At 65.7% G+C, this 26458-nt stretch carries 24 protein-coding genes and 1 pseudogene; 15 read left to right on the top strand and 10 right to left on the bottom strand.

The features are described from left to right. Positions 1-108 precede the first annotated feature (108 nt). Entirely contained in the window at positions 109-342 is a 234-nt protein-coding gene (locus E3T40_RS01750) for a hypothetical protein (RefSeq protein ID WP_134542513.1), read from the bottom strand. A 152-nt stretch (positions 343-494) separates the two neighbouring features. On the opposite strand from E3T40_RS01750, the gene istA reads away from it, so the two are divergent. The 3 genes from istA to istB are packed head-to-tail and all read left to right on the top strand — an operon-like array spanning position 495 to position 2484. After that, complete coding sequence (gene istA, locus E3T40_RS01745; RefSeq protein ID WP_241981636.1) at positions 495-1445, top strand: IS21 family transposase; 951 nt, start codon at positions 495-497, stop codon at positions 1443-1445. Continuing rightward, positions 1409-1732 carry a hypothetical protein gene (locus tag E3T40_RS16830; protein ID WP_241981635.1) on the top strand — a complete coding sequence of 108 codons (324 nt, stop codon included), beginning with the start codon at positions 1409-1411 and terminating at the stop codon, positions 1730-1732. The genes istA and E3T40_RS16830 overlap by 37 nt, the downstream gene beginning before the upstream one ends. Beyond that, positions 1729-2484, top strand: coding sequence for an IS21-like element helper ATPase IstB (gene istB / locus E3T40_RS01740; protein WP_134542512.1), 756 nt, complete (start codon positions 1729-1731; stop codon positions 2482-2484). Before E3T40_RS16830 ends, istB begins: the two co-directional genes overlap by 4 nt. Before the next feature lie 36 nt (positions 2485-2520). On the opposite strand, the gene E3T40_RS01735 is transcribed toward istB, so the two are convergent. The 5 genes from E3T40_RS01735 to E3T40_RS01715 form a co-directional block, all read right to left on the bottom strand. Beyond that, on the bottom strand, positions 2521-3447 hold the full coding sequence (locus E3T40_RS01735; RefSeq protein WP_134542511.1) for a hypothetical protein: 927 nt from the start codon (positions 3445-3447) through the stop codon (positions 2521-2523). A gap of 42 nt (positions 3448-3489) precedes the next feature. Then, positions 3490-3978 (bottom strand): hypothetical protein, encoded by a 489-nt coding sequence (locus E3T40_RS01730; protein WP_134542510.1) that lies wholly within the window; start codon positions 3976-3978, stop codon positions 3490-3492. Between the two features lie 158 nt (positions 3979-4136). Then, a complete protein-coding gene (locus E3T40_RS01725; protein WP_134542509.1) occupies positions 4137-5096 on the bottom strand; it encodes a GDP-mannose 4,6-dehydratase in 960 nt (319 codons plus the stop codon). A 4-nt stretch (positions 5097-5100) separates the two neighbouring features. After that, positions 5101-6084 (bottom strand): GDP-mannose 4,6-dehydratase, encoded by a 984-nt coding sequence (locus E3T40_RS01720; protein WP_134542508.1) that lies wholly within the window; start codon positions 6082-6084, stop codon positions 5101-5103. Between the two features lie 119 nt (positions 6085-6203). Next, positions 6204-7064 (bottom strand): decaprenyl-phosphate phosphoribosyltransferase, encoded by an 861-nt coding sequence (locus E3T40_RS01715; RefSeq protein WP_134542524.1) that lies wholly within the window; start codon positions 7062-7064, stop codon positions 6204-6206. Positions 7065-7156: 92 nt separating this feature from the next. On the opposite strand from E3T40_RS01715, the gene E3T40_RS01710 reads away from it, so the two are divergent. From E3T40_RS01710 to E3T40_RS01700, 3 genes are all read left to right on the top strand, one after another. Continuing rightward, positions 7157-8410 (top strand): lipopolysaccharide biosynthesis protein, encoded by a 1254-nt coding sequence (locus tag E3T40_RS01710; RefSeq protein ID WP_134542507.1) that lies wholly within the window; start codon positions 7157-7159, stop codon positions 8408-8410. Between the two features lie 62 nt (positions 8411-8472). Continuing rightward, positions 8473-10608, top strand: a complete 2136-nt coding sequence (locus E3T40_RS01705) for a hypothetical protein (protein WP_134542506.1) — start codon at positions 8473-8475, stop codon at positions 10606-10608. Next, complete coding sequence (locus tag E3T40_RS01700; RefSeq protein WP_241981634.1) at positions 10601-11719, top strand: glycosyltransferase family 4 protein; 1119 nt, start codon at positions 10601-10603, stop codon at positions 11717-11719. Before E3T40_RS01705 ends, E3T40_RS01700 begins: the two co-directional genes overlap by 8 nt. A gap of 58 nt (positions 11720-11777) precedes the next feature. On the opposite strand, the gene E3T40_RS01695 is transcribed toward E3T40_RS01700, so the two are convergent. Then, a complete protein-coding gene (locus E3T40_RS01695; RefSeq protein WP_166786539.1) occupies positions 11778-13190 on the bottom strand; it encodes a DUF4214 domain-containing protein in 1413 nt (470 codons plus the stop codon). Between the two features lie 214 nt (positions 13191-13404). Between E3T40_RS01695 and E3T40_RS01690 the strand changes: the two genes are divergently transcribed. The 7 genes and pseudogenes from E3T40_RS01690 (at position 13405) to E3T40_RS01665 (ending at position 20356) form a co-directional block, all read left to right on the top strand. Further along, a complete protein-coding gene (locus tag E3T40_RS01690) occupies positions 13405-14052 on the top strand; it encodes a histidine phosphatase family protein (protein ID WP_134542504.1) in 648 nt (215 codons plus the stop codon). A gap of 83 nt (positions 14053-14135) precedes the next feature. Beyond that, the gene (locus tag E3T40_RS16170; RefSeq protein ID WP_166786538.1) at positions 14136-14483 is read left to right on the top strand and encodes a hypothetical protein; all 348 of its coding nucleotides are present in this window, start codon (positions 14136-14138) and stop codon (positions 14481-14483) included. Between the two features lie 47 nt (positions 14484-14530). Continuing rightward, positions 14531-16021: a glycosyltransferase gene (locus tag E3T40_RS01685; RefSeq protein WP_166786537.1), complete on the top strand. Its 1491-nt coding sequence runs from the start codon at positions 14531-14533 to the stop codon at positions 16019-16021. Beyond that, positions 16014-17468: a glycosyltransferase gene (locus E3T40_RS01680; protein WP_134542502.1), complete on the top strand. Its 1455-nt coding sequence runs from the start codon at positions 16014-16016 to the stop codon at positions 17466-17468. The genes E3T40_RS01685 and E3T40_RS01680 overlap by 8 nt, the downstream gene beginning before the upstream one ends. A gap of 46 nt (positions 17469-17514) precedes the next feature. Beyond that, the gene (locus tag E3T40_RS01675) at positions 17515-18465 is read left to right on the top strand and encodes an ABC transporter permease (protein WP_134542501.1); all 951 of its coding nucleotides are present in this window, start codon (positions 17515-17517) and stop codon (positions 18463-18465) included. Beyond that, positions 18465-19217: pseudogene (locus tag E3T40_RS01670) on the top strand (ABC transporter ATP-binding protein); the annotation flags it as partial. The gene E3T40_RS01675 and the pseudogene E3T40_RS01670, both read left to right, overlap by 1 nt. 14 nt (positions 19218-19231) lie before the next feature. Beyond that, a complete protein-coding gene (locus E3T40_RS01665) occupies positions 19232-20356 on the top strand; it encodes a glycosyltransferase family 1 protein (RefSeq protein WP_134542499.1) in 1125 nt (374 codons plus the stop codon). 18 nt (positions 20357-20374) lie between these two features. Here the strand turns inward: E3T40_RS01665 and E3T40_RS01660 are convergent, their stop codons facing one another. Both E3T40_RS01660 and E3T40_RS01655 read right to left on the bottom strand, forming a co-directional pair. Then, the gene (locus E3T40_RS01660) at positions 20375-21679 is read right to left on the bottom strand and encodes an O-antigen ligase (protein WP_134542498.1); all 1305 of its coding nucleotides are present in this window, start codon (positions 21677-21679) and stop codon (positions 20375-20377) included. Positions 21680-21698: 19 nt separating this feature from the next. Continuing rightward, the gene (locus E3T40_RS01655) at positions 21699-23003 is read right to left on the bottom strand and encodes an O-antigen ligase (protein WP_134542497.1); all 1305 of its coding nucleotides are present in this window, start codon (positions 23001-23003) and stop codon (positions 21699-21701) included. 80 nt (positions 23004-23083) lie between these two features. On the opposite strand from E3T40_RS01655, the gene E3T40_RS01650 reads away from it, so the two are divergent. Both E3T40_RS01650 and E3T40_RS01645 read left to right on the top strand, forming a co-directional pair. Beyond that, positions 23084-24760, top strand: coding sequence for an FAD-dependent oxidoreductase (locus tag E3T40_RS01650; protein ID WP_134542496.1), 1677 nt, complete (start codon positions 23084-23086; stop codon positions 24758-24760). Next, positions 24757-25062: a metal-sensitive transcriptional regulator gene (locus tag E3T40_RS01645; RefSeq protein ID WP_104100304.1), complete on the top strand. Its 306-nt coding sequence runs from the start codon at positions 24757-24759 to the stop codon at positions 25060-25062. The genes E3T40_RS01650 and E3T40_RS01645 overlap by 4 nt, the downstream gene beginning before the upstream one ends. Positions 25063-25221: 159 nt before the next feature. On the opposite strand, the gene E3T40_RS01640 is transcribed toward E3T40_RS01645, so the two are convergent. Then, positions 25222-26400 (bottom strand): acyl-CoA dehydrogenase family protein, encoded by a 1179-nt coding sequence (locus E3T40_RS01640; RefSeq protein ID WP_134542495.1) that lies wholly within the window; start codon positions 26398-26400, stop codon positions 25222-25224. Positions 26401-26458: the final 58 nt, after the last annotated feature.

The following is a 26458-nucleotide window of genomic DNA, read 5'->3' as shown; positions in this document are numbered from 1 at the left end:
AGGGCATAACGGGTGGCTCGGTCGCGCCAATGCTTGAGAGTGCGCGTTCGATGACATTGGTCTGCTTGCAGGCGGCCAGGTCGGCGGTGGGGCTTGGGGAGAAACGAGCTAGGGTTCTTCGATGTCCACGGAGATTCTGAACGCTTTTTCGCCTTGACCGAGAGCCGAAAAGACCGTGGTGTCCTCGGCGCCCGGCAAGTCAATGACGGACTCGCCCGAGGGCGCCTTCCAGCTGAGCGTGAGTGCCGAGGTGCCTTTCGCAGCCGTGGTGATTCCCTTCGTCGCGAACCATGCTCGAAGGTCTGTCATGTCGGCTTCAGTTCCCTCGATGCTCACCATCACCTGCGCTTCTGCACTGCGTGGGTTGGTGACCGAAATGCGTGGTCGGAATTCCCTGAATAGATGCGGAATTTTGAATGTTGACGCCGACCCAAAACAGGATTATTAACGCCGATTGAAAACAGGACCACCGACCAGTATGGAAGGTGATCAATATGGACGATTGGGCGAAGATACGCCAACTGTTTTCGACGGGTGAGCACTCGAAGCGGGAGATCGGCCGGCTCGTCGGCGTCTCGCGGGGAACGGTGGAGCGGGCGCTGGAGACGGACCGGCTACCGAAGTACCAGCGGCCCGCGGTCGGGTCGAGTTTCGACGCGTTCGCCCCGCAGGTGCGGGCGTTGTTGGCCGTGACGCCGACGATGCCGGCCTCGACGTTGGCCGAGCGAGTCGGCTGGCCCGGGTCCGCGTCGGTGTTCCGCGAGAAGGTCGCCGGCGTCCGGCCGGAGTATGTCCCGCCGGATCCCGCGGACCGCCTCGTTCACGAGCCGGGCCGGCAGGTCCAGTGCGACTTGTGGTTCCCGCACGAGCCGTTGCCGCTGGGACACGGGCAAGAGGGCATGCCGCCGGTGCTGGTGATGACGTCGACGTTCTCCGGGTTCTTCCAGGCGCTGATGTTGCCGTCGCGGACGACACCCGATCTGCTCGGCGGGATGTGGTCGCTGCTGCAAGCCGCGCAGGCGGTGCCGAAACGGCTGCTTTGGGACAACGAGACCGGCATCGGCCGCGGCAAACTCACCGAGTCCACGGCCGCGTTCGCCGGGACGCTGGGCACCGAGATCAAGCTCCTGAAGGCGCGATATTCGCAGTCCAAGGGCATGGTCGAGCACCGCAACTGGTTCTTCCGCTCGTCGTTCATGCCGGGCCGCGACTTCGCCTCACCGCAGGACTTCAACGAACAGATGGCGGCCTGGCTGCCGATCGCGAACTCGCGGCACTCCCGCTCACGGCGGGCCCGTCCGATCGACCTGATCGCCCAGGACCGGGCCGCGATGCGCCCACTCTCACCCGTGGTCCCAGACGTTTTGTTCCGCAACACGGTTCGGCTGCCCCGGGATTACTACGTTCGGTGCACTCGAACGACTACTCCGTCGCGCCGGTGCTGATCGGCCGGCTCGTGGATGTGACCGCTGACCTCGAGCGTATCCACGTCGCTCACAACGGTGTCACCGTCACCTCCCACGACCGCGCTTGGGCCAGGCAGTTGACCGTCACCGACCCCGACCACGTCGCCCAGGCGGCCGTGTTGCGCCGCCAGTTTCAGACGCTGCGCCGCCATCAACGACCGCAGGCTCACGTCGCTTTCGTCGAGACGGCCAGCCTCTCGTCCTACGACGACGTGTTCGGCGTTGACACCGGTCGTGGTCTGACTGATCTGAGCCTGATCGCATGAGCGCGACGGCATCTCAGATCGAGTACTACGCCCGCGCGCTGCGCGCCCCGAGGATCGGCGGCGCGTTCCGGCGCCTGGGCGATCAGGCCCGCGAGGCCGGCTGGTCGCACGAGGAATACCTCGCCGCGGTCCTTTCCCGCGAGGTCTCTGAGCGGGAAGCGTCAGGTGCGGCGCTGCGGATCAAGGCCGCCCGGTTCCCTGGGCACAAGACGTTGGAGGACTTCAACTTCGATCATCAGCCCTCCGCCGATCGGAACCTGATCGCGCATCTGGGCACGAGCACCTTTGTGACCGAGGCGAAGAACGTGGTCCTTCTCGGCCCGCCCGGCACCGGAAAGACACACCTCGCCGTCGCGCTCGGCGTTCAGGCCGCCAAGCACGGCCACCGCGTCCTCTTCGACACCGCAACAGGCTGGGTCGCCCGCCTCCAAGACGCCCACTCCCGCGGGAAACTCGCCGCGGAGCTGACCCGGCTGCGCCGCTACAGCGTCCTGATCTGCGATGAAGTCGGCTACATCCCGTTCGATCAGGACGCTGCGAACCTGTTTTTCCAGCTCGTCGCGAGCCGCTACGAACACGCGTCGCTGATCATGACGAGCAACCTGTCATTCGGGCTCTGGGGCGAGGTCTTCGGCGACCCGACCGTCGCCTCCGCGATGATCGACCGCATCGTCCACCACGCCGACGTGATCAGCCTCAAAGGAACCAGCTACCGGCTCAGAAGCCACCGGCCGGTGCCCGGTACGGCATAGTAGAAACACACATAGTGGTCCTGTTTTCAATCGGCACTATTGGCCCTGTTTTGGGTCGGCGTTAACATTGAACCCGGATCGGAGATTCGGTTCCAGCGCCGCAACAACAGGGAAGAACGTCCGATCGATCGCCAGAGCGATCTGCGCCGACGACATTTGAGATACGGACCGCTGGCGCAACGTTTCCAGCGACATCGCAAGGTACCGCGGTGGGATGATCAGGGCAGCAGAGTCTCCGAGCACGCGCGAGGTCTCCGCAGCTACCGCGTCCTGATCGTCACCCAGAGACTGGCGATCAATAACTACGGCGTTGAATCCTCTCAATGAGGCCGCGATCAAGGTGGACTCGAGCCCCTGCCGCGGCATGGACAGGGCCGGCCAGTCAGTTGTCGGCCTTCCTTTGATGGCCCCGCCAGTGATGGCCCCGCCAGACCATTTGAGGTGTGCAGAGTGGAGAAATGGTTCGATTTGGCCAGAGTCGACGACTCCATTGACCGGGCCGGATTGGAGGTACGCACTGTAAGGCAGCTGCAGAACGCTGGAACCGGTCGGGATTTTGGACTCGAGCTCCCTAACGAATGAGGCGTCTTGTGAGTAGGCGGCCGACACCGCAGGGTAATCGGGAATCATCTGCGGCGAGGTTTGGTCGAGCAGGCCGACCGGAAGAATGATCAACGCAGCGAGAGGTACGATGAGACACCGCAGTCGGGCCCACGACCCTGTACGAGCGGGAAGGTGACCGCCGAGTCGTCTCCAATTCCGATCTCCGATGAACATGGCGACGCCAACCATGGACACGAGAATGACCGTGACAAAGGCGTAGTACGAATTTGACGAGCCGACCGCTACTGCGACAAGCATCGTGCCGAGGGTGCGCCAAGGAATTCTCGTGGCGGTATTCCCGGAAGTCTGCGGTTTGCCCCAGATCTGCTTCCTTTGAAGGATCAACATGATCAGAGCCATGGCCAGTGGGATCGGGTAGTAAGAGGCCAGCCAAAGGTGCCACTAGTTACGTGCGAAGTGATATGGCGCCAGCGCAAACAGAACGGCGAGGGAACCGGCCAGCAGGTGCGGGAGTCGAAGAACACGAAAGAACCAGACGGCCGATGCGGCCGCCAGAGAGAATCCAGCAAGAAAATACACGTTCATCGCTGTTCCGTGCGAGCCGAGAAATTGTGTAAGAGGAATCGCAAGCAACATGTGGAGATTGTCAGCGGTCTTGTAGTCGTCGTAGTTCTGGCCGAATGGTGCCGCAAGCAATGGTTGAGTCTCGTACCATCCTGTTTCCAAGATCGACTTGAAATATCCGGCGATGTTTGTGGCGTCCCCCAGATAAGCGAAAGGAATAGTCATGTCTGCTCGCCATACACGCAGGATCACGATCGCTGCGATCAAGGACACGGTTGACGCAGCCAGGTAGGTCACGAGTGCCCTGAGCCTGCCGCTTCGAGAAGTCAACGGATTTTCGACAAGCAAAATACTGCTTTGGCTCACGCCTGGATCCCCTCGGTACCGCTGGCCAGTCGGGCCAGTCACATTCTTTAGCCAGCTCAGGACATCCGGCCGGTCTGTGAACGCGGCCAGAAAATTGTGGAATTCAGTAGCGGGATGGCAGTTCGCGTTTTCACAGGGATGCCCCGCCTGTTCAAGAATTAGCCGAGCAGCTCGAGATCATGAGTCACCATAGCGGCGACAACCTGTTCAAAGGAGCGCGTCGGGCTCCAACCGAGGGTGCTGCGGAGCTTGCTGCTGTCGCCGAGCATGACCGGCGCGTCGACCGGGCGGGCGAACCGCGGGTCAAGGGCCACAAGGTGTTCCCACTCCGAGATTCCCACGGCGGCGAATGCGGCCGCGACGAAGTCGCGCACGCTGTGGTCCACGCCCGTGGCGACGATAAAGTCGTCGGCAACGTCGGCTCTGGCGATGCGCACGAGCGCGTCGACGTAGTCGGGGGCCCAGCCCCAGTCGCGGCGGGCGTCGAGGTTGCCTAGCAGCAGCTCGGTGGAGGTGCCCTTCTTGATGCGGGCCACTTCCTGCGTGATCTTGCGGGTCACGAACGTTTCCGGGCGGCGCGGCGACTCGTGGTTGTAGAGAATTGCGGAGGCGGCGAAGAGACCGCGGCCGCGGTAGACGCCGACCAGGTGGTGGGCGTAGGCCTTGGCCGCACCGTAGGGCGAGATCGGCGCGATCGCCGTGCGCTCGGTCTGGGGCAGTTCCGTGGCGGCGCCGAACATCTCGGAGCTAGAGGCCTGCACGAAGCGCACGGGTCGGCCCAGGCGCTCCTGGAGGTCCCAGGCGGCGGCGAGCAGGCTCGACACGGCGAAGCCGGTGACCCGGGCGGTCAGCTCGGGCTGCGACCAGGACTGTGCGACGCTGCTGATGCCGGCCAGGTTGACGATCAGGTCAGGTTCGACCTCGTCGATCGTTGCGCGAAGTGACTCGCTGTCGAGCAGGTCGCCGCGGTGAACGGATACACCGGCGACGACCTCCTGCTCGAAGCGGTGCGGTTCTTCGCGAACGATCGCGTGCACATCCCAACCGTCACCAAGCAGGCGTTCGGCGAGGTAGGAACCATCCTGGCCGGTGATGCCGGTAACGATTACGGATGCCATCGGGTTAGGAGACGTTGGCTCTCTGCTCGGCGACGTCGTTGGCGACCATCATGCGAACGAGCTCCGGGAAGTCGACCTTCGGTGCCCAGTCGAGTGCGGTGCGTGCCTTGGTCGAGTCACCGATCAGGAGATCGACCTCGGCCGGGCGCATGAAGCGCGGGTCCTGCTTGACGTAGGGAGCCCAATCCTCGATGCCGACCTCGCGGAATGCCAGGTCGAGGAATTCGCGGATCTCGTGGGTCTCGTTGGTCGAGATGACATAGTCGTCGGGCTCTTCCTGCTGCATCATGCGCCACATGGCGTCGACGTAGTCGCCGGCGAAGCCCCAGTCACGGCGGGCGTCGATGTTGCCGAGCGTGATGTGCTCCTGCAGCCCGAGCGAAATGCGGGCGACGGCCTGGCTGATCTTGCGGGTGACGAACTCCGGGCCGCGGCGGGGCGACTCGTGGTTGAAGAGGATGCCGGACGACGCGTGCATACCATAGGACTCGCGGTAGTTGATCGTCATGTAGTGGCCGTAAACCTTGGCGACGCCATAGGGAGACCGCGGCCACAGCAAGGTGTCTTCGTTCTGGGGCACGGCCTGAACCTTGCCGAACATCTCCGAGCTGGAGGCCTGGTAGAAACGAACCTTGCGCGGCTCGTCGCCCGAGTACAGGCGCACGGCCTCGAGGGCGTTGAGCACGCCGAGGCCGGTGACCTCGGACGTCATGTGGGCGTTCTCCCACGAGTAGGCAACGAAGGAGATGGCGCCCAGGTTGTAGAACTCGTCGGGCTTAGCGATGTCGAGCGCCCGAAGGATGCTGGACAGGTCGGTGAGGTCGCCGGTCAGGACCTTGACGCCGGGAACGGTCTGTTCGACCAGTTCGCGCTTGGGGTTGTTCTGCCCCCGCATGAAGCCGTAGACCTCGTAGCCCTTCCCGAGTAGCAGTTCAGCGAGATAGAGACCGTCTTGGCCGGTAATACCAGTGATGAGAGCGCGGGGCATAATCCTCTTCATTTCCATGGGGAACGATTCGACTTACAATCCTAACGGGAGTTGGGCCCCGCCGAGTCGATCGCCGGTGGCGACCGAGTCCTGAGGCAGAGCCTGGCCCGAAGTTGACTTTAGCGGCTCGCCACGTAGATGGAGAAAGTGGCCAGCCAGAGGGCCCCGAGAACGAGCAGTTGTTTGTCTGCGAGAACCACGTCTTCCGGAGCCCCGGCAGTGCCCTTGTCCACGGTATATGCGTACCGCAGAATCGCCATGCTGAACGGCACGATCGAGAGCGCCGGGATGATGTTGGTGAGGAAATTGCCGAGTTCGAAGGCCCACAGGGAATAGGCGATCAGAGCCAGTCCCGCGGCGACCGACCACACGAATCGCAGGTAGGAGAGGGAGTATTCTTCGAGCGAGCGGCGGGTGGCACCACCGGCGTGCTCGAATTCGAGTTTCTCCGAGTAGCGTTTCCCTGCCACCATGAAGAGGGAACCGAACGAGGCCACGAGGAGGAACCACTGGGACGGCACGATCGACACGGCGACGGCGCCGGCGATGGCCCGGAGGAGGAATCCGCTCGAGACGAGGACGAGGTCGACGACCGGAACGTGCTTGAGCCAGATGCAATAGGCGATCTGCAGGGCCTCGTAGGTCACGATGACGATGGCCAGGCCGGGAGACAGGAAGAAGGCCGCTACCGGGGCGCCGAGCAGAAGGATGATTCCCGCCACGATCGCGGTGCGGATGCCCAGGGCGCCGGAAGCGATCGGGCGCTTGCACTTCTCGGGGTGCACTCGGTCGGACTCAACGTCGAGGAGGTCGTTGATGAGGTAGACGCCGGATGACGCCGCGCAGAAGCCCACAAAAGTCAGGAGGGTGACCAGCAACACATCCGGTGCGAACAGCTGGCCGGCGGCCAGCGGTGCGGCGACGACGAGAACATTCTTGAGCCACTGACGAGGACGTACCGCCTTGAGGAGAGGGGGCATTTGCACGGATGGATCCTTAGGGTTCACTCAAGCGCTGTTACTGTTGCATCGGCTTCTCCGACTACCCCTAGGACTTTACAGTGCGAACTCGTGTGACTTTTAGTGCGGTCGCGCGAACGGCGATTATCGCTGCGGCGGCACTTCTTTCCGGTCTCGGCAGCTATGTTCTGCTGATCGTCGTGGCGCAGAACACGTCGACGGCGGACTACGCCGACTTCGCCGTTTTCTGGTCGCTCACCGTTGTTGTCGGCCTCGGCGTGTTCTACCCGCTGGAGCAGGAGACGGCGCGTGAGAGTGCAGGACTGCCGATTGAGCCGAAGGGCGGATTCGCTCGGATCGTGCTGGCCGCATCCGCCGGCTGCGCCCTGCTGCTCGGCGTGCTCTCGCTGGTGTTCCTGAGCCCCTCCGGCGTGGACTATCTCGGCTCTCCCCTTCTCGTGCTTGCGCTGATCGTCTCTTTGGTGGGTTACGCAGTGCAGTTCCCCGTCCGGGGATTCCTGTCCGGTGCGGGGCGAACCTCGTCGTATTCCGCGGTCGTGGCACTCGAGGGTCTGCTGCGCGTGGTCCTGCCTGTGCTGTTGGTGCTGGCCGGTTGGACCGGGAGCTTCTGGTTCGCCTGCGTCGTCGGCGTTGCTGCCGGCCTGTCGGCCGTCCCGCGCCTGCTCGGGCGCGACCGCGGCTGGCTGCGCCGCGACCGACCGCGGACCGGTCTGTTCCTTGCCCGATTCGGTCGACTCATCGTCGCCGCCCTGTCGATCCAGGTCCTGCTGAACAGTGGCGTGCTCGTGGCGAAGGCACTGTCGGGCCCCGGTGACGCGGCGCTGGCCGCGCAGATTCTGACCGCTATCTCCGTCGCGCGCATCCCGATCTTTGGTTACCAGGTGCTTCAGATTCTTTACATTCCGCGACTCTCGACGCAGTGGAAAGGCGGCCGCTTCAAGGACGCCCGCTCGACAGTGCTGTTCGCCGTCGCGGCGGCAGCAGTGATCGGCGTCGTGATCGTCGTAGGGATGCTCGTCCTCGGTCCCTGGGCGACGGCGCTCCTCTTCGGTCCGAAGCTCGTTCTCTCGTCGGGCGGCATTCTGCTCGTCAGCGTGGGGGTTGCCCTGTTCCTCGTCGCGCTGGTGGCCTCCGACGGCGCCCTGGCGATCGGACGGCACTCACTTGTGTTGCGCTCCTGGCTGGTGGCGTTGGCGGCAGTGATCCCGATCGTCATCCTCGTTGATGGAACGCTGCTGCGGTCGACGCTCCCGCTCCTTCTCGGCGCGAGTTGCGCCGCCCTTCAGCTTGTCGTCGGGCTTGCGCTCACATTCATCCGGAACGACCGGAAGGCTTCACAATCCTAGAAATCATCGTCATCGGACTGGCAGGGGCCCTAGTCTTTTCGGGCCTCGGGGTCGCCGTCCTCGTGCAGGTGCGGCCCGATCTGCGGCGGCTCCTCCTTCCGGCGGCGCCGCTCATCGGCGCCGCCTATCTGGTGGTGGCGCTTCACCTCACCGGGATCTTCCTTCCCGCCGGCGTCGGGGTCTGGATCGCTGCGGCGGTGGCCCTGGTCGCTCTGGTGATCCGATTCATCCTGGACAGAAGCGCATTCATCGACTGGTTCTCTGCCCTTCCGGGCTGCCTCGGTGTCGCGGCCGTCGGCGGCCTGGGCGCGATGGTCGCGCTGACCCCGTCGTTGCTGGCCAGGTCGCCGCTGGCGATGCAGGCGACGCAGAGCAACGACGCCTTCTACTATGTGTCTGTCTCCCAGTGGGTCGCGGGTAACGCCATCACTACGCGGCCGTCGCTCGGGACGAGCCCTCTCACGGGCGTCGACTCGCCGGTGTTCGGGCCGGCCTATGAGAGCATGAACCTGTCGCTGCGGGTCGGCCAGGAACTGGCTCAGGCGGGCCTGAGCGCGCTGACCGACATCCCCATCATCTCCGGTTTCTCACCCTGGCTGGGTCTCTGGGTCTTCCTGATCCCGGGCGGCGCCTGGGTGTTGGGGGCGGCCTTCGGACTGCCGAGGCGCGGCCGCCTCGCTCTGGGTGCGCTGCTGGTGGTTTCATTCTCGGTCCAGGGACAGGTGCTTCAGCAGAACGCCGACTCCCTGCTCGGCGTCTCCGTCCTGCCCCTCGTGATCGGACTCGTCGTGATGGCTGTTCGGCCGAATCCGGACCATCCCCGCGTGCCCCTGTGGCTGCCGGCCCTGGTCCTCGCGGCGCTTGTCGGCACCTACACCGAGTACATCCCCCTTCTCGGGATGACGCTTGCGGTGCTGGTGATCGTCGGTCCGGTGTCCGGCCTGCGCGCGGCTGTGTTGCGAGCCGCGGGATTGGTCGGGCTCAGCATCGCCTTTGGTCCATTGATCTGGTGGCGCGCCGTGCAGGGGCTGCTGTTCCTCGGAACGGTCGCCGCGGGTGGCAACGGCGTCGGGGTCGGGCCGCGCCAGCTTGCGAAGCAGATCTCACTGCCCGTCGAGGTCTACTTCAACGTCACCTGGCCCTCGCCCTCCGGTCTGGTCGTCACGGTGCTAATCGTTTTCGCCCTGCTGTGTGCCTGCGCGCTGGCGGCGACACTATTCAGCAGCCGCACCAGGGCGTTCGGAATCGGCGGTGTGGGGCTCTCGACCCTGGTGGTGCTCTACATCGGCAGCCGCGGCAACGAATACATCACCCGCCGGGCGGTAGACATGCTGATGCCGCTCCTCATCATCGGGGCGGTTCTCGGCGCCTCGGTCATCGTTGCGGCGCTCCGCGCACGCCTGCGGGGAGATCACGCCAGCCGGGCGTTGACTCTCGGTGTCACGGCCATCGCCATCGCCGGGGCGCTCGCGCCCACTTATCTCGTCGTGCGCCTGATTGTTCAGGAGCAGGCCGACGACCGGATCGTGAGCCCCGCAGTCGGTGAAGCCGCCGACTGGGTCTCCGACCGGGGCGGCGACGGTGACGATGTCACGGCCGCGCTGACAACGCTCTATGACCAGCTGTGGCTCAGCGAGGCCCTGGTCGACGAACCGGATGTCAGTTACGTCAACATGCGTGGAGACCTGGGCTATCGCGGCAACCTGAATCTTCTGTCCTATTGGGACGGGGAGCTAGACCGCTTCATCCTGGTCGGTCCGGGCGCTTACCTCGTGGCCGAGGACGCAGCCGTCGCCGAGAGGAATGAGCTGTTCCAGATGCTCGACCTGTCGCACGGACCCGTCACCGTGGCCGTGCCCGTTGAACTCGACCCGTCGACCGACCCGACGACTCGGGGCCGGTGGGCCTGGACGATTGACGTGGACGGCCGTATTTCGGGCGACCCGGGCACGGCCGTCGAACTCCTGAGCAACGCCTCGGATCTTTCCGGGGAATACCTGCTCGTCGAAGGTGTCGGCGCCGGCGCGACCCTGACTCTGAGGCAGGGTGCCTCGCTGCTGCACTCCGTGAAGTCCACGGGTGCGACCATCCGGGTGCCTCTCGCAGACGTTTCCCTGGCCGACGGCAAGGGACGTGTTCTTCTCGACCTCGTCGGGCAGACCACGCCGCTCATCTTGAAAGGAATCACCAGTGAGTAAGCAGTACGACGTCGTGATGGCGCTGAACTACTACGCCCCTTACGTCAGCGGATTGACCGATGCCGCGAGGCTGGTCGCCGAGGAGTTGGTCACCCGGGGTCTGCATATCAAGGTCATCACCTGCCGGCACGATCCCGGACTGCCGCTCGCGGAGACCGTGAACGGCGTGGACGTCGTGCGTACCCCGGTGGTGGCACGAATCGGAAAGGGACTGATCAGCCCGACGTTCGTGTCCACGGCCATCCGCCACGGCCGACGAGCCAAACTCGTCAACCTGCACCTGCCGATGATCGAGAGCGGGCCGATCGCGCTGGGCCTCGGCTCGACACCCGTCGTCGTCACCTACCAGTGCGATATCTCCCTGCCCGCGAGCCTGGTCAACACAGCGCAGACGAAGGTGATGGATGCCTCCAACGCCCTGGCTATGCGCCGCGCCGACGCCATTGTGCCGTCGAGCGCCGACTATGCGGCGTCGTCGCGGTTGCGGGAACGGATGACCGCAGACAAGACCCGTCCCATCTCTCCGCCGACCCGGCTCTACCCCGACGCGGAGCCCACGTTCCGCTCGACCTCCGGTCTGCACGTCGGGTTCCTCGGGCGGCTGGTCGAGGAAAAGGGGCTGGAATACCTCGTCGACGGCTTCCGCAAGCTGCAGGACCCCGACGCGCGCCTGCTCATCGGCGGGGACTACTCCAAGGTTGCCGGAGGCAGCGTCGTCAAACTCGTTCGGGCCCGGATGGGCGACGACGACCGCATCCAGCTCCTGGGTTTCCTGGCCGATGCCGACCTGCCCAGCTTCTACGCGTCCCTCGACGTTTTCGCACTGCCGTCGGTGAACTCCTTCGAGGCGTTCGGCATCGTGCAGATCGAAGCCATGCGGCGGGGCGTGGCAGCGCTCGCCTCCGACCTCCCCGGGGTGCGGATGCCCGTGCGCACGACCGACTTCGGCGTGATCGTTCCCCCGCGTGATTCCGACGCGATCGCGGCGGAGCTGCAGCGCCTGTCCGAGCATCCCCTGGACCGCACGGCCGGGGCTGAGCGGTCCAACGAGGCCTACTCCCTTACGAAGACAGTAGACGAGTACCTGGCGCTATTCGATTCCCTCACATAGGCGTTAAACGTGGCGGGGCCTGACCTGACGGTCAGGCCCCGCCACACGTACTCGGGGATCAGGGCTGGGGGAATCTCGCCCGGGAGTTGAGGAGATACTCCATGCTGCTGACGATGCTGGTTCGTGCGGCCTGGTCGCCCTGGGCGAGGATGAGCGGCACCCAGCTGGAGATGCCGGACGCGTCGACGTCGCGCTGCAGGAAGGTCTTGTAGATGCGGTTGAGACGGATCTGACCCGATTCGTAGGAGTTCCAGATCGAGTCGACGACGTAGTAGCCGCCGCGCAGTCGCGCCTGTTCGCTCCACGCGGCGACGTCGCCCTCGGAGGCAGGACGGTTCAGCAGGGTCGTGTAGAGAACGCTGACGAAGGCGGCGTCGGTTCCGCCTGCCTTCATGTAGAACTCCAGGCTGCCCGTGAACGATCGGCGGATCTCGTCGACGCTCACCTGGCGGGTGCGCATGCGGTTGAGCCAGTCGTTTCGGCCTGCTGTGTCGGGTTCCCGGCCGAGGACCTCGCGGTAGGCGGCGTCAATCCGCTGCAGGTAGTACTCGTCGCTGTACAGGATCGCATTGCCGACCCAGATTGTCGGCCAGCCCTGGCCGATCAGGTAGTTGCGCCAGGTCTCGAGTCCGCCCGCATCGGGTGCTCGGAGTAGGATGTCGGCGTAGAGGGCGTTGGTCAGGGAAATGGCGTCCTTTGAGTCAAGACCCGAGATCGTCGACCCGAACCAGTCTGTATACATGCGCCAGAAGTTGCGATTCCCGTAGCTCGAGCAGGTGTCGCCAGTTCCGTACAGATTGGCCATGGCGGCCGCGTTGGGGACGTACGGCGTGTAGTTGTACAGGGCTGCCGTCGCAGTGTTGGTGATCTTGACCGAGGAGGCTCCGCAGGCGGTGTTCGGGTGGTAGCCCACGTTCTGGGTCAGACCGGCGCGGAAGTTGTAGGAGCCGGAATTCAGCGTATACCGCTGGAAAGCGCGGGCCCCGTAGTAGACCTGAAAGAAGAAGCCGGACACCGCGGGATCGCAGTCGGCCGTATCGGGGCATCCGTTGCCGGTTGCGGCCGAGTACTGCCGCGCCGTGGGCCACGTGTCGGTGACGAGACCCTGCTCCTTTTCCAGCAGCACGATCAGGACCTTCGGGCTGATTCCACAGCTCACAGCGACCTTGGAAATAATCGAGGCTGCGCTTTCCCAGCCGGAACCGTTATAGCCCTTGCAGTACTGGTCGGCACCGATCGAACTCGTTGACTGCCAGTAGTCCTTGAGGCAGGTATAGCCCACCCGGCAGGTGGCAACCTTGCCGCTGAGGAAGGCCTGGGTTTCGGCGGGGGACAGCGCCCCGGAGGCGTAGAACATCGAGTCGCTCATGATGCGGCCGGGATTGAAGTCGTTTCGGTTCGCCGCGGCGGCCGGGGTCAGGCCTGTCGTGAAGGCCATGAGCAGGGCGAGCGCCGAGCCCACGAGGGCCATCCCGGTGAAACTCCGCGAACGTTTTTCGCCTGGCGCAGACGGCGGCGCCTTGACCGTGTTCATTCTAATATCTCCCATCAGTAATATGGGAGCATCCCCGATCCCCATAGTACGGTTCGATCGCCAGTACCCGTGATGATTTGGCGTGTCGGTCGCGTTCCTGTTGACGAATATTCACGCTATGTCCGGTGCTGCTCGTTGAGACGGAGTTTCCTTGGTAGGCACACGACTGCACCTGGTGCGTCATGGTGAAGTTTTCAACCCTGACGGGGTTCTCTACGGTCGACTCCCCGGCTTCAACCTGTCGGAGCGAGGCGCGGCCATGGCGACGCTCGCCTCGACGGAACTCCTCCGCGAGGGTCGTCCGGTGCGACGGATCCTAAGCTCCCCGCTCGAACGTGCCCAGGAGTCCGCGAAGCCCATATCCGAGGTGTTCGGTCTCCCGATCGAATCGGTCGACGGTTTTATCGAAGCATCGAGCCATCTCGAGGGTGGAGAGTTTGCGATGAGCCTGAGTATTCTCGCCAAACCACGCGCCTGGCGCTATCTCTTGAATCCCTTCAAGCCGAGTTGGGGGGAACCGTTCGCCCAGGTTGCCGAGCGGATGCTGGCTGAACTGACGAGCGTCGGCGCCGAGACCGGCGAAGTGGGTGACGTCGTCGTCGTGAGCCACCAGCTGCCGATCTGGCTCATGCACCGAAACGCGCAGGGCCGACCCCTTTTCCACGACCCACGTAAGCGACGTTGCGCGCTGTCGAGCATCACGAGTTTCGAATGGCGCGACGGCTCCCTCGTAGAGGTCGGCTATCGAGAGCCGGCTCGGTCGCTGATTGACGGTTCCATCGACGTCGGGGCCGTCTGAAACCTGCTGCCGCGGCCACTCCGGCCGCGGGCGGGGAGCAGGTTCAGGCTCGGCCTTGAACGACACTGCCCTAGAATGAGGCAATGTCTGAAAGTCAAATCAACGGTCCAACGACCGGCACTCCTCTGACCGACGGGGCAGCCGCTGAGGCAGATCTTGCCGCTCGCCTGGCTGATTCCGAGGCGGAACGGGACAGGCTTCGTAACGAACTCGATGCCCGCTCCAACGAGTCCGTCGAATCCTGGCTCGAGGTCGTGGGCACCGAGTCCCGCATCCTCGGGCAGATGCACGGCACCCTGTCATGGCGCATAACCAAGCCGCTGCGATTCGTGCGCAAAGTGCAGCTCAAGGCGGCCCAGGTGGGCGTGGCGCAGGTGGCCCAGCTGGCCGTGGCCGACCTCCGTCGCCGTTTCACCGGGCGCCGGCGTTGAGCTGGGCCGAGCTGGAAGACCAGTCCGAAGAAGTCGACCGTCCAGGCTTGTCACAAGCCCTACTGGGTCGACTCGCGACAGTCGCGCCCTACATCTTTAGCGAGCAAGCCGATATTGACGCGCTCGTTCAGCGCGGCGCGGGGCCGCTGCTGGCACGCCTCGTAGCCGAGGCAAATTCGCGCGAGAGCCCTGACCTGCTCTGGCTGCTGATCGCCGGGGTAACGGCCTCCTTCCCGAATGCCGACCAGGTGCGTATGACCCGGCGAGCGGTCGCCCTGGCCGACCCGAGAAAAATCTCGGCGGCGTTCTTGGAAGCCTGCTTCGATTCGGCTGTCCGCTTCGACGACCTCGACAAGGGCATCGAAGTTGTGTCCGGTGGAACCGTCGTCGACGTGGACTTCTGCGCGAACCACCGGCACAATACCGGAATCCAGCGCGTCGTGCGCCAGACCATGTCCCGATGGAATGCCACCAGCGACGCCGTTTTCGTGGCCTGGACTGCCAACGGCGGCGCCATGCGCAGCATGACCCCGCTCGAACGCAGCCGGGTCATCGAATGGAACACCTACACGGAGCCCGGCCGCGATCAGCCGCCGGTCGACCCTGAGGTCTACCGCGTCATCATCCCGTTCAAATCCGTCGTGATCCTGCCCGAGGTGCCGCAGGCAGCCCTCTGCAGTGCCCTCGCAGCCCTCGCCGAATACTCTGGCAACAGGGTCGGGCTCGTCGGCTATGACGCCATTCCGGTCGTCAGCGCCGACACGCTTGACTCCCTCGAGACCGAACGTTTCGTGCGCTACCTCACCATCTTCAAGCACTCCCATCGCCTGGCCGGCATCAGTGGCGCGGCCACCGAGGAATTCGCGGGCTTCGCCGCCGCCCTGCCCGCGCAGGGTCTCGTCGGCCCGGAGACGGTCGAGGTGAGCCTGCCGATCGACGCCCCCGACGGCGACGCCGATGTGAGCGGAGCGACCGGAATTGATCCGCTCGTCATCTGCATCGGCAGCCAGGAGCCGCGTAAGAATCACCTCGCGGTTCTGTTCGCAGCCGAGCTGCTCTGGCGCGAAGGCGTGGCGTTCCGGCTGCGCTTCATCGGCGGCGGCAGCATCCTCTATACGCGCGAGTTCGACAAACGGGTTCGGGCGCTGAAGCGCCGCGGCCGCCGGATCGAGGTTCTCCGTGGAGTCAACGATGAAGTTCTGCTGTCGGCCTACCGCGAGGCGCGGTTCTCGCTGTTCCCGTCGCTGCATGAGGGCTACGGGCTGCCGGTTGCCGAGTCGCTGGCATTCGCCACCCCCGTGATCACCACTGATTACGGCAGCACCGCCGAAATCGCCCGTGGGGGCGGCTGTCTTATGGTCGACCCGCGCAACGACGACGAACTCGTCGTGGCCATGCGCTCCCTGCTCACCGACGACGACATCCTCAACCGTCTCCACGCCGAGATTGCCGCCCGGTCGGATCGCACCTGGGATGACTACGCGAACGAACTATGGGACCAGCTCGTCCTGCCCCTGAGAGGGGAACTGGATGTCTAACCAGACCACGATCGACCGACTCCGTGTCCTGCTGGCTGCGCTGGACCCGTCGACCGACCTGACCGGTGACGAAGCCGCGCTCCTCGGCCGCCTGGCCACGCACTTCGTCGTGCCGGCCACCGACAACATGTGGCTGGCCCTGGCCGTGCTGCACGCCGAGTTTCCCACCCACGACCAGGTCGTCGACGGCATCCGTCGCATCCGTCTCGACGGCGCAGCATCCGTGCTCAAGCAGGTCGCGCACTCCCCGGTGCGGCGCGGGCTTTTCGGCCTCCATCCCGTGCGTCCCGTGCGCGTGGTCACCGGGGCAACGTTCGTCGACGTACACCACACGGCGCGCACCGGTCTGGCCACCGGGATTCAACGCGTGGTGCGCAAGACCATCGAACAGTGGTCGCAGTCGCATGATCTTCTGCTCGTGGGCTGGGGTTCCGCGTTCGGCGCGCTCCGCGAGCTCTCCGAGCAGGAGAGGGCCAATGCCCTCTACGGTACTCACCCGAATGCTGAGAGTGAGGGAGTCGCCGAAGTCACCGTGCCATGGCGCTCAACCTATATCCTTCCCGAACTCGCCGTCGAAGCCGAGCGCACGGCCCGCATCTCAGCCCTAGCGGAGTTCTCCGGCAACGCCTCCTACGTGATCGGTTTCGACTGCGTACCTCTGACCTCGGCGGAGACCACCGGCCTCGGCATGGGTGGGGCGTTCGCGAAGAACCTTGCAGCGGTCGCCAGGTTTGACAAGGTCGCCACCATTTCCGGTGCGGCCGCCCTCGAGTACCGTGGCTGGCGGCGGATGCTCGCCGGGGCCGGCCTGACCGGCCCGGAGATCGAACCGGTCCTGCTGCCTGCCGATGCCGGCACGGTTACCGCCGCTGAGCTCGAGTCGGCGAAGGAGTCGCTCGTCATGGACGAGCTGCCGCTGCTGCTCTGCGTGGGCAGCCACGAGCCTCGGAAGAACCACCTTGCCGTGCTCAGCGCGGCCGAGCTCCTCTGGCGCGAGGGGCACGAATTCTGCCTCTCGTTCGTCGGAGGTAACTCGTGGGGCGGCCAGGCGTTCACCACCCAGCTCGAGCAGATGCAGGAACGCGGTCGGCCGGTGCAGACCATTTCGGCGATCTCCGACGCCCTCCTCTGGGGTGGCTATCGGGCCGCGGCTTGCACGGCCTTCCCCTCTTTGAACGAGGGATTCGGCCTGCCTGTGGCCGAGTCGCTGGCCGTGGGCACCCCCGTGGTCACCTCCGATTTCGGCAGTATGAAAGAAATCTGCGAGCAGGGTGGGGCAGTTCTGGTGGATCCGCGCGACGACGCGGCTCTGGCCGCCGGCATTGCCCTGGCGATGTTCGACCCGGAAGTGAACCAGCGTTTGCGGGACGAGGCCGCCCGCCGCGAGAACAAGGATTGGAACGACTACGCCACCGAGGTGTGGGAGTACTTCCACAAATCCTCGTAGACTCGACCGATGGACGGCCAGTCGTCCACCACACTCACGGAGTTATATGACCAGCATTGCCCAAGAACGCGCAGACCGACTCAAGTCTCTGCCGTTCCAGAAATCGGCTCTGTCCGGCGGCGGACTGATCGGTGGATTTTGGGGTTCGATCAAGGAGATCGCGGCGCACCGCGAACTCCTTGACCTCCTCATCCGACGCGAACTTAAGGCCCGCTATAAGGACAGCAGCCTGGGCTTCATCTGGAGCTTGATTCGGCCGTTGACCATGCTGCTGATCTACTACGTGGCGATCGGCCAATTCCTTGGTGCCGCCCGCGGCATCCCCGACTTCGCCATCTTCGTCTTCACCGGCCTCACTATCTGGGGGCTCTATAGCGAGATCGTGTCGACGGGAACCATGTCGATCATCGGCAACGCCGGTCTGATTAAGAAGGTCTACCTACCGCGGGAAATCTTCCCGCTAGCCGCCACCGGGTCGGCCATCTTCAACTTCGTGATCCAGATGGTCGTGCTCGTGGGCGCCACCATTCTGCTCGGCCAGTTTCCACTGTCGTGGAACCTGCTCTATGTGCCCGTGGCCATCGTGATCGTGCTGGTCTGGGGCGTCGCGTTCGCGCTGCTGCTCTCGGCCCTCAACGTGTACCTGCGCGACGTGCAGTACCTGGTCGAGGTTGCCATGCTCATCCTCTTTTGGGCATCGCCCATCGTCTACTCGTGGTCGCTGGTGGTGGGTGCGATCACCAACTCGCGCGCCCCGTGGTTGATCGAGGTGTACCTGTTCAACCCGGTCACCGTCGCGGTGCTCGCCTTCCAGAAGGGCCTGTGGCAAGCGGGGTCCGAGACCCGCACGATGGGCGATATTACTGTCGGTCCGCAGCCGTGGCCGCCGGACCTTGATCTTCGACTGATCGTGACGGCCGTCGTCGGTATCGTGTTCCTCATCATCTGCCAGCGCGTCTTCCAGAAGCTCCAAGGCAACTTTGCGCAGGAGATCTAATGTCACTTCTTCCTCAGAGACCTCCCATCAAGGACGCCCCGGTCGTCATCCGCACGAGGGATGTCTCCAAGCGCTTCATCATCCGCAAGGACAAGTCGCTGAAGGAACGAATTGTGAACTTCGGCCGATCGAAGCAGCACAAGGAAGACTTCTGGGCGCTGCGCGACATCGGAATCGAGATCACGGCGGGCACCAGCGTCGGACTCGTCGGCGCTAACGGATCCGGCAAGAGCACCCTGCTCAAGGTCATCGGCGGGATCATCCAGCCCAATAACGGCTTCGTCGAGCGACGCGGCCGCCTCGCGGCGCTGCTCGAGCTCGGCGCCGGGTTTCACCCCGACCTCACTGGCCGGGAGAACGTCTTTCTCAACGGGTCGATCCTGGGGCTGACCCAGCAGCAGACCGCCGACTACTTCGACTCCATCGTCGCGTTCTCTGAAATCGGTGACTTCATCGACACGCAGGTGAAGTTCTACTCCTCCGGCATGTACGTGCGGCTCGCGTTCGCAATCGCCGTGCACGTCGACCCGGACATCCTGCTGGTCGACGAGGTGCTGGCCGTCGGCGACGAGCCGTTCCAAAAGAAGTGCATGGACAAGATCCGTGAGTTCCAGCAGGAGGGCCGCACGATCGTGTTCGTGTCGCACTCGGCCGGCCAGATCGCCGACCTCTGCGACCGCGTGATCGTGCTGTCCCACGGCAAGATCGTCTTCGACGGGGAGACCGAGGCGGGCATCGACGCGCTGCGGGAGTCCTTCGGCAGCTGATGGTGTACGTGCCTGGTGCCCGGCCGGGCGCATCCGCTCGTCTGCGCGTCGCTCTCTCGGTGCTCACCATGTATCCCGGGGCGATGGGCGGCGGGGAGACGTATGCCCGTGAGTTGGCCAGGCAACTCGCCCGCCAGCCCGACGTCGATGTGACGGTCTACGTGCCCTCGAACGCCGCCGGGTGGAGCGAGGAGGCCACGGAGACGGTCGTCGCCGGAGTGCACAGCGGCACCGGTTCGAAGGCGCGCATCAGGGGCATGCTGTCGGCGTTCGGCCATGCCCGTCGGGCGCGCGCCCTGATGAGCGAGGCCGAGGTCGTCTACTTCCCGTTCACGGTGCCAGTGCCGCGGCCGAGCCGGCGCCAGGCGTTCGTGCTTATGATTTTCGACGTGCAGCACCTCGACCTGCCGGCGCTGTTCACCCCGGCGGAGCGTGCGTTCCGGTGGCTGACCTACGACAGGGCGGCGCGCCGGGCGGATGCCGTGATCACCATCAGCGAGTTCACGAAGGCCCGCATCGTGCACCACCTCGGGGTCGATCCCGCCCGCATCCACGTGGCGCACCTCGGCGCCAACCGGGAGCAGTTCACGCCGAATCTCGGTTCGCGGGGCGACTTCCTCTTCTACCCGGCCCGCGCATGGCCGCACAAGAATCATGCCCGACTCTTCGCGGCCTTCGCCCTGCTCCGGCAGCACTACCCCGACCTGCGCCTGGTTCTCACCGGTGGAGACCTGGAGAAGCTCGGCGTTCTGCCGGCCGGCGTCGATTGGCGAGGGCATGTCAGCGGGCCTGAGCTGGCCGAGCTCTATCGAAGCGCGGCGGTCGTGGTGTTCCCGAGCCTCTACGAGGGTTTCGGCCTGCCGCCCTTGGAGGCGATGGCATCCGGATGCCCTGTCGCGTCGTCGAATGCCGGGTCACTGCCCGAGATTTGTGGCGACGCTGCCGAGATGTTCGACCCCACCGACCCGCAGGCCATCGCGGATGCCGTGGAGCGTGCCTTGGCCAACGCGGCCGCCCTCGGGCGCCGGGGAGTTGCCCGAGCGGGGGAGTTCAGCTGGGAACGCTGCGGTCGGGAGCACGCGGACGTGTTCCGGCTGGTGGCTGAGCGCCGCCGCACGACCTGAGCCGGGCTCGGCCCTCGCTCAGTTCTCCGGGTGCCGATGCGGAGTGGGCTGCAGAAGGCTGCGCCAGCTCTTGCCCTGCGCGGCCTTCACGGCGCAGATCAGCAGCAGCAGCCAGCCGAAGTCGACCAGAACGGTGCTTTCGGCCGCGGAGGTGACCAGCAGGGTCACCAGCACCAGCGGCGACCAGACGTAGACCATCGAGCGCTTATCCGAGGCGAGCAGCCACGACCGCCAGAAGGCGAGCATCACGAGCGCGAGGAACGACAGGAGGCCGACCAGGCCGACCTGGAAGTAGACGTCGAGGAACGCGTTCAGCGCGGAGGCCTGCGGGCGCCCGGTGACGAAGCTGAGCCAGCCGTAGGGCGTGACGTCGACGGGCCAGAGACCGGCCCAGCCCCAACCCTCGAGCGGGTTCAGCATGGCCAGACGCCAGATTTCGCCCCAGAGTGTGGTGCGGGCCTCGAACTCGCTGCCCGCGTTCAGCTGGTCGGTGATGCGCGCGCGGGCCGCAACCGCGATGATGCCGGCCACGACGGTGCCGCCGAGCAGCCCGATCTGCAGCAGCCACCGGTTCGCGGCGGGCGTGGCGCGCAGCCAGATCAGCGCCAGCGCGGCGAGGCCCACGAACAGGGCCACCACGAGGATGACGGGGGAGCGGGTGAGTAGCAGGCCGAACACGGCCAGGGCGATGGAGCCGATGCCGAGCCCGCGCCGCACCGACCGGGACCGCAGTTCGACCGCGAAAGTGACCGCCGCGATCAGCGAGACCAACCCGAACACGTTGCGAGAGCCGAAGAGGCCCTGCACGGGCCCGAAAGAGTCGATGTTGCCCTGGATGCCGAGGAAGACGAAGGGCGTGTCGAGCAGCAGGCCGGAGAGCACCTCCAGAGCCAGGGACAGTCCGAGCAGCACCCGCAGCACGTCGCCGGTGGCGCGCACGACCTGGATGGTGTCGCGGGCCAGGGCGATGTAGATGGCCAAAAAGGTGAAGGCGAGCTGGTAGAGCGAGGCGCTGAGGGTGTGCAGCGGGTAGCTGGACCACAGCACCGACAGGGCACACCAGCCCACGAAGACCATGATCGAGATCGGCAGGAGCCCGTGCCAGTCGACGCCGGCCCAGCGGGCGGTGAGCGAGAACGCGGCCAGCACGACGAGGCCCACGAGAATGCCGACGACGCCGGGCGGGCCGATCACGGCGCGCAGGGCAGTGGTCGAAAAGGCGAAGCCGATGATGACCAGCGCCAGCGAGGAGGCGAACTTGGGGGAGGCGAACAGCCGTGTGAACTGGTCCGGCACGGCGGGGGGATACGCGCGGTAGGTCATGACGTTCCCACGCTACCGCCTAAGGCATCCGTTGATTGGTTGCCTGCTGTCGCTTCGTGATCACGGCGAGCACGACCAGCAGCAGCCAGCCGGACTCGATCAGGATGCGGCTTTCGGCCAGGCTCTGGGCGATCAGGGCTACCAGGAGCAGCAGCGGGAGCAGGGCGGAGGCCGCGTAGGGTTCCGTGTCGGCGAGGGCGCGCCTGGGCCGGTCGACCGCGAGGAACCAGCAGCGCCACAGCGTGGAGAAAACGGCGGCGGCGAAGATGACCAGCCCGAGGACGCCCAGCTGAAGCCAGACGTCGAGCCAGGCGTTGTGCGCCTGAAGGTAGACGACGCCGCGACGCACGGCGAGACCCTCGAAGGGTTCGACCCAGGGGGCCCAGTAGCTCACCCAGCCCCAGCCGAACACCGGGCGCTCGGCAGCCAGCCCGGCCACGCTGCGCCAGATGTCGAGGCGGCCGGTGAGGTCGGCGGATTTGCCGAGCAGGGCGAGGAGCTGCGGCGTGAGGGCCACCAGGCCGACACCGCCGACGACCACGGATGCCGCGGCCACCAGGTACACCGGCCGGCGCCCCTCGGGGGGCCGGCGGCGGGCCCAGAGGGCGAAGAGCAGCGCTGCGGCGACGGCGGCGGCGGCAAGCGTCACGGTCGCGGACCGGGTCAGCAGCAGCATGAGCACCCCGAGGCCCAGCCACGCCAGACCCCAGTTGCGGCTCACGGTGCCGGCGGCGAGCTGCACGGCGAAGACGATCACGGCCATCAGTGCCACGAATCCGAGCAGGTTGCGGTTGGCGACGATGCCCTCGATTGGCCCGCCCTGCAGCAGGATGCCGCGGGTCCAGTAGTACGACTCCGGCACGTTGCGGGTGCCGTAGTCGACCCAGAAGGGGAGCACGGCCTGCCGCACGAACAGGGCGACGATGAGCTCGAACGCGAGGGATAGGGCGAGGATCCAACGCAGTGCGGCGGCGAGCGTGCGCAGCAGCTCGGCCCAACTCAGGCACAGGGCGAGGAACAGCGCGGCCAGCGTGGTTGCCCACTGCAGGGTGACCCCGATCAGGGAGGCGCCGAGGTAGAACGACCAGGCCAGCGACAGGGTGGCCAGACCGAGGAAGGCGATGAGCGATTTCGGGAACCGCGACCACATCCAGTCCGGGTTCAACGTGACGAGGGCGACGACGCTGCTCACGACGACGACCAGCGCGATCGCACCGTAGCCCCACCAGCCGAACAGGCTGCGCCAGAACTGGCCGGCCAGGACGGAGAAAAAGACGAGCGTCGCGAAGGTGCGAACGACGAATCGGCTCTGGACGGCGGGCATGTGTCTAAGGCTAGAGCGTGCCGGGGCGGTCACCGATCATTTTCTATACCCCCTGGGGTATACTTATCCCGGAGGTTCGAATGAAAACGATCATAGTTGGTGGAGTTGCGGGCGGAATGTCGGCGGCGACGCGGTTGCGTCGGCTGGACGAGACGGCAGACATCATTGTATTTGAACGCGGCCACTATGTCTCGTTCGCAAACTGCGGACTTCCCTATTACGTGGGCGGCGTGATCACGGACCGCAGCAACCTCCTACTCCAGACCCCAGAATCCCTCGGGGGCCGCTTCCGCCTCGACGTGCGCGTCGACCACGAGGTCACGGCGATCGACCGGGAAGCGAAGACGGTCTTCGTGCGCCAAACGCAGACCGGCGCTGAGACCATCGAGACGTACGACCGCCTCATCCTGGCTGCCGGAGCGACGGCCCGAACCGGGATCACCCCGGCCGGCCTCGCCACTCGCACCCTGCGCACGGTCGACGACGTCGACCACATCACCGCTCTGCTGGCCGGCATCACGGGTCAGGCCTCCGCCGTCGTCATCGGCGCCGGGTTCATCGGCCTGGAGGCCGTCGAAAACCTTGTTCGCCGCGGCGTGCACGTGACCCTGGTCGAGTTCGGCTCCCAGGTCTTCGGGCCCTTCGACGCCGAGATGGCCGCGCCGATCTTCGACGAGCTGCTCTTGCGGGGTGTTGACGTACGCCTGAACACGACCGTCACCGCCGCCGCCGACGCGGGAGTCAAGCTCAGCGACGGATCCGTCGTTCCGGCCGACCTCGTCATCGACTCCGTCGGGGTGCTCCCCGACACCTCGCTCGCCGCCCGGGCGGGCATCACGATCGGCGCGAGCGGCGGTATCGCCGTCGATGGCAGTCAGCAGACCAACGACCCGTCGATCTACGCGGTCGGCGACGGCGTCGAGAAGATCGACGCCGTCGACAATAGCGGCATCCTGATCACCATGGCCGGCCTCGCAAACCGGCACGGCCGGGCGGCCGCCGACAGCATCGCCGGCGAGCCCGCGTCGGCCGCCCCGGTGCTCGGAACCGCCATCCTCGGCATCTTCGGCCTGACGGCGGCCATGGTCGGCTGGAGCGAGAAGCGTCTCGTGCAGCGCGGCCGCGCGCACCGGGTCGTGCACACCCACCCGGCCTCGCACGCCACGTACTACCCCGGCGCCGAGGGCATGTCAATAAAGCTCCTGGTCGACCCGGCGACGGATGCCATCCTCGGCGCCCAGATCGTCGGCGGCAGCGGCGTCGACAAGCGCATCGACATCCTGGCGACGGCGATGACCGGCGGACTGGCGGCATCCGCTCTCACCCGCCTCGAGCTGGCATACGCGCCGCAGTACGCGTCGGCGAAGGACCCGATCAACCAGCTCGGCTATGTCGCCGACAACCTTGCCGCGGGAACGACGCGTGCGCTGCAGTGGCACGAGCTGGCCGCAGCCCGGGCCGCGGGCGCGGTGCTCGTGGATGTGCGCTCGGCGGCGGAGTTCGCCGCCGGGAACATTCCCGGCGCGATCAACGTTCCGGTGGACGAACTGCGGGACCGCCTGGCCGAGCTGCCCGACGCACCTGTGATCGTGCACTGCCAGGTGGGCCAGCGCGGGCACACGGCCGCACGCATTTTGAGCCAGAACGGGCTGGACGTGCAGAACCTCGACGGCGGCTACCGCACCTGGATCGCCGGCGAAACCGCTCTCGGCCTGATGCCCGTCATCGCCGCCAAGTCTGAAAGGATTCCGGCATGACCGAAATCACCGCTACCGCTGCTGACGTCGCTGCTGCCGACGTCGCTGGGGAACAGAACCAGAAGAAGATCCTCAACCGGTTGCGCCGGGCCCAGGGCCAGCTCGCGGCGGTCATCACCGCCGTCGAGGCCGGCGGCAGCTGCAAGGATGTCGTCACTCAGCTTGCCGCCGTGTCCAGCGCCCTCGACAAGGCCGGTTTCGTCATCGTCTCCACGGCGATGCGCGAGTGCCTCGACAACCCGCAGGGGGAAAATTCCCTCACGGTCGAGGAGCTGGAGAAGCTCTTCCTGACGCTGGCGTAGCCGCCCGACGCGACCCGGGCCCGCTCGGCGTTGAACCAATTCGACGGAGATTCTCCCGTAAAAGCGCGTTTTCAGGGTTTTGCGGACTAGTTTGGCCAAAATCTCCGTCGAATTCGTTCGGGGTTCGGGGCGGTAGGGCGGGCGCGGCCCCTGACTCGCCTAGACGAAGGCCGCCTGGCCGGTGATGCTGCGCCCCACGATCAGGGTGTTCATCTCCCGGGTGCCCTCATAGGAGTAGACGGCCTCGGCGTCGGAGAAGAAGCGCGCCACATCGTACGAGAGCACGATGCCGTTGCCGCCGAATAGTTCGCGGCACCAGGCGACCGTTTCGCGCATCCGGGCAGTCGTGAAGAGCTTGGCCAGGGCGGCGTGCTCGTCGCGCTGGCTGCCCTCGTCGAGCATCTGCGAGACCCGCACGACCATGCCCAGGCTGGCGGTGATGTTGCCCAGCGACTTCACCAGCAGGTCCTGCACCAGCTGGTGGCCGCCGATCTCCTTGCCGAACTGCGTGCGCTCCTTCGCGTACGCGACGGCCGCCTCGTAGGCGCCGATCGACGTTCCCACGGCCGCCCAGGCCACCTCGGCGCGGGTCAGGCGCAGAACCTTGGCGGTGTCCTTGAACGAGTTCGCGTTCTGCAGCCGGTTCTTTTCGGGCACGACCACGTTCTCGAGCACGATGTCGGCGTTCTGCACCGAGCGCAGGCTGATCTTGCCCTCGATGCGGGTGGCGCTGTAGCCGGGGGTGTCGGTGGTCACGATGAAGCCCTTGACCATGCCGTCGGCGGTGTCTTTCGCCCAGATGATGGTGATGTCGGAAAAGGTGGCGTTGCCGATCCAGCGCTTGGCGCCGTTCAGAAGCCAAGTGTCGCCGGTGCGGGTGGCCGTCGTGCGCAGTCCCTGCGCCGCGTCCGAGCCGGAGAGCGGCTCGGTCAGCCCGAATGCCCCCACGAGCTCCCCGCTCGCCAGGCGCGGCAGCCACTCGTCGCGTTGCTCCGGCGAGCCGGTCGCCGAGATGGTTCCGCAGGCGAGGCCGTTCTGCACGCCGACGAACGTGGCGACGGATGCGTCTACGCGCGCCGTCTCCAGGGCCACGAAGCCGCGGAACACCGCGGAGTTCTGGAAGGGCCGGGTCTCAGGCCAGCCGAAGGAATAGGCCCCGAGCGCCGCCAGCGGCCGGATGACCTCGGCCGGGAACTCGGCGCGCTCCCAGCATCCGTTCGCGATGGGCCGAACGTCGGACTCGAGGTAGGCGCGCAGATTGGCGAGCGCGGTCTTCTCCTGATCGGTCAGCAGATTCTCGTAGCCGTAGAAGTCGCTGGGAAGTAGCTCGAAGGTCATCAGGTGCTCCATTGCAGGGGGTGGCGACGGCCGGCGTGCGGCGGTCGGCGGATGTTCG

The sequence above is a fragment of the Cryobacterium sp. TMT1-19 genome, assembly GCF_004403055.1.
Classification (GTDB): domain Bacteria; phylum Actinomycetota; class Actinomycetes; order Actinomycetales; family Microbacteriaceae; genus Cryobacterium; species Cryobacterium sandaracinum.
The sequence above is the reverse complement of the archived record's forward strand: the minus strand, read 5'-3'. Positions and strand labels throughout refer to the sequence as shown.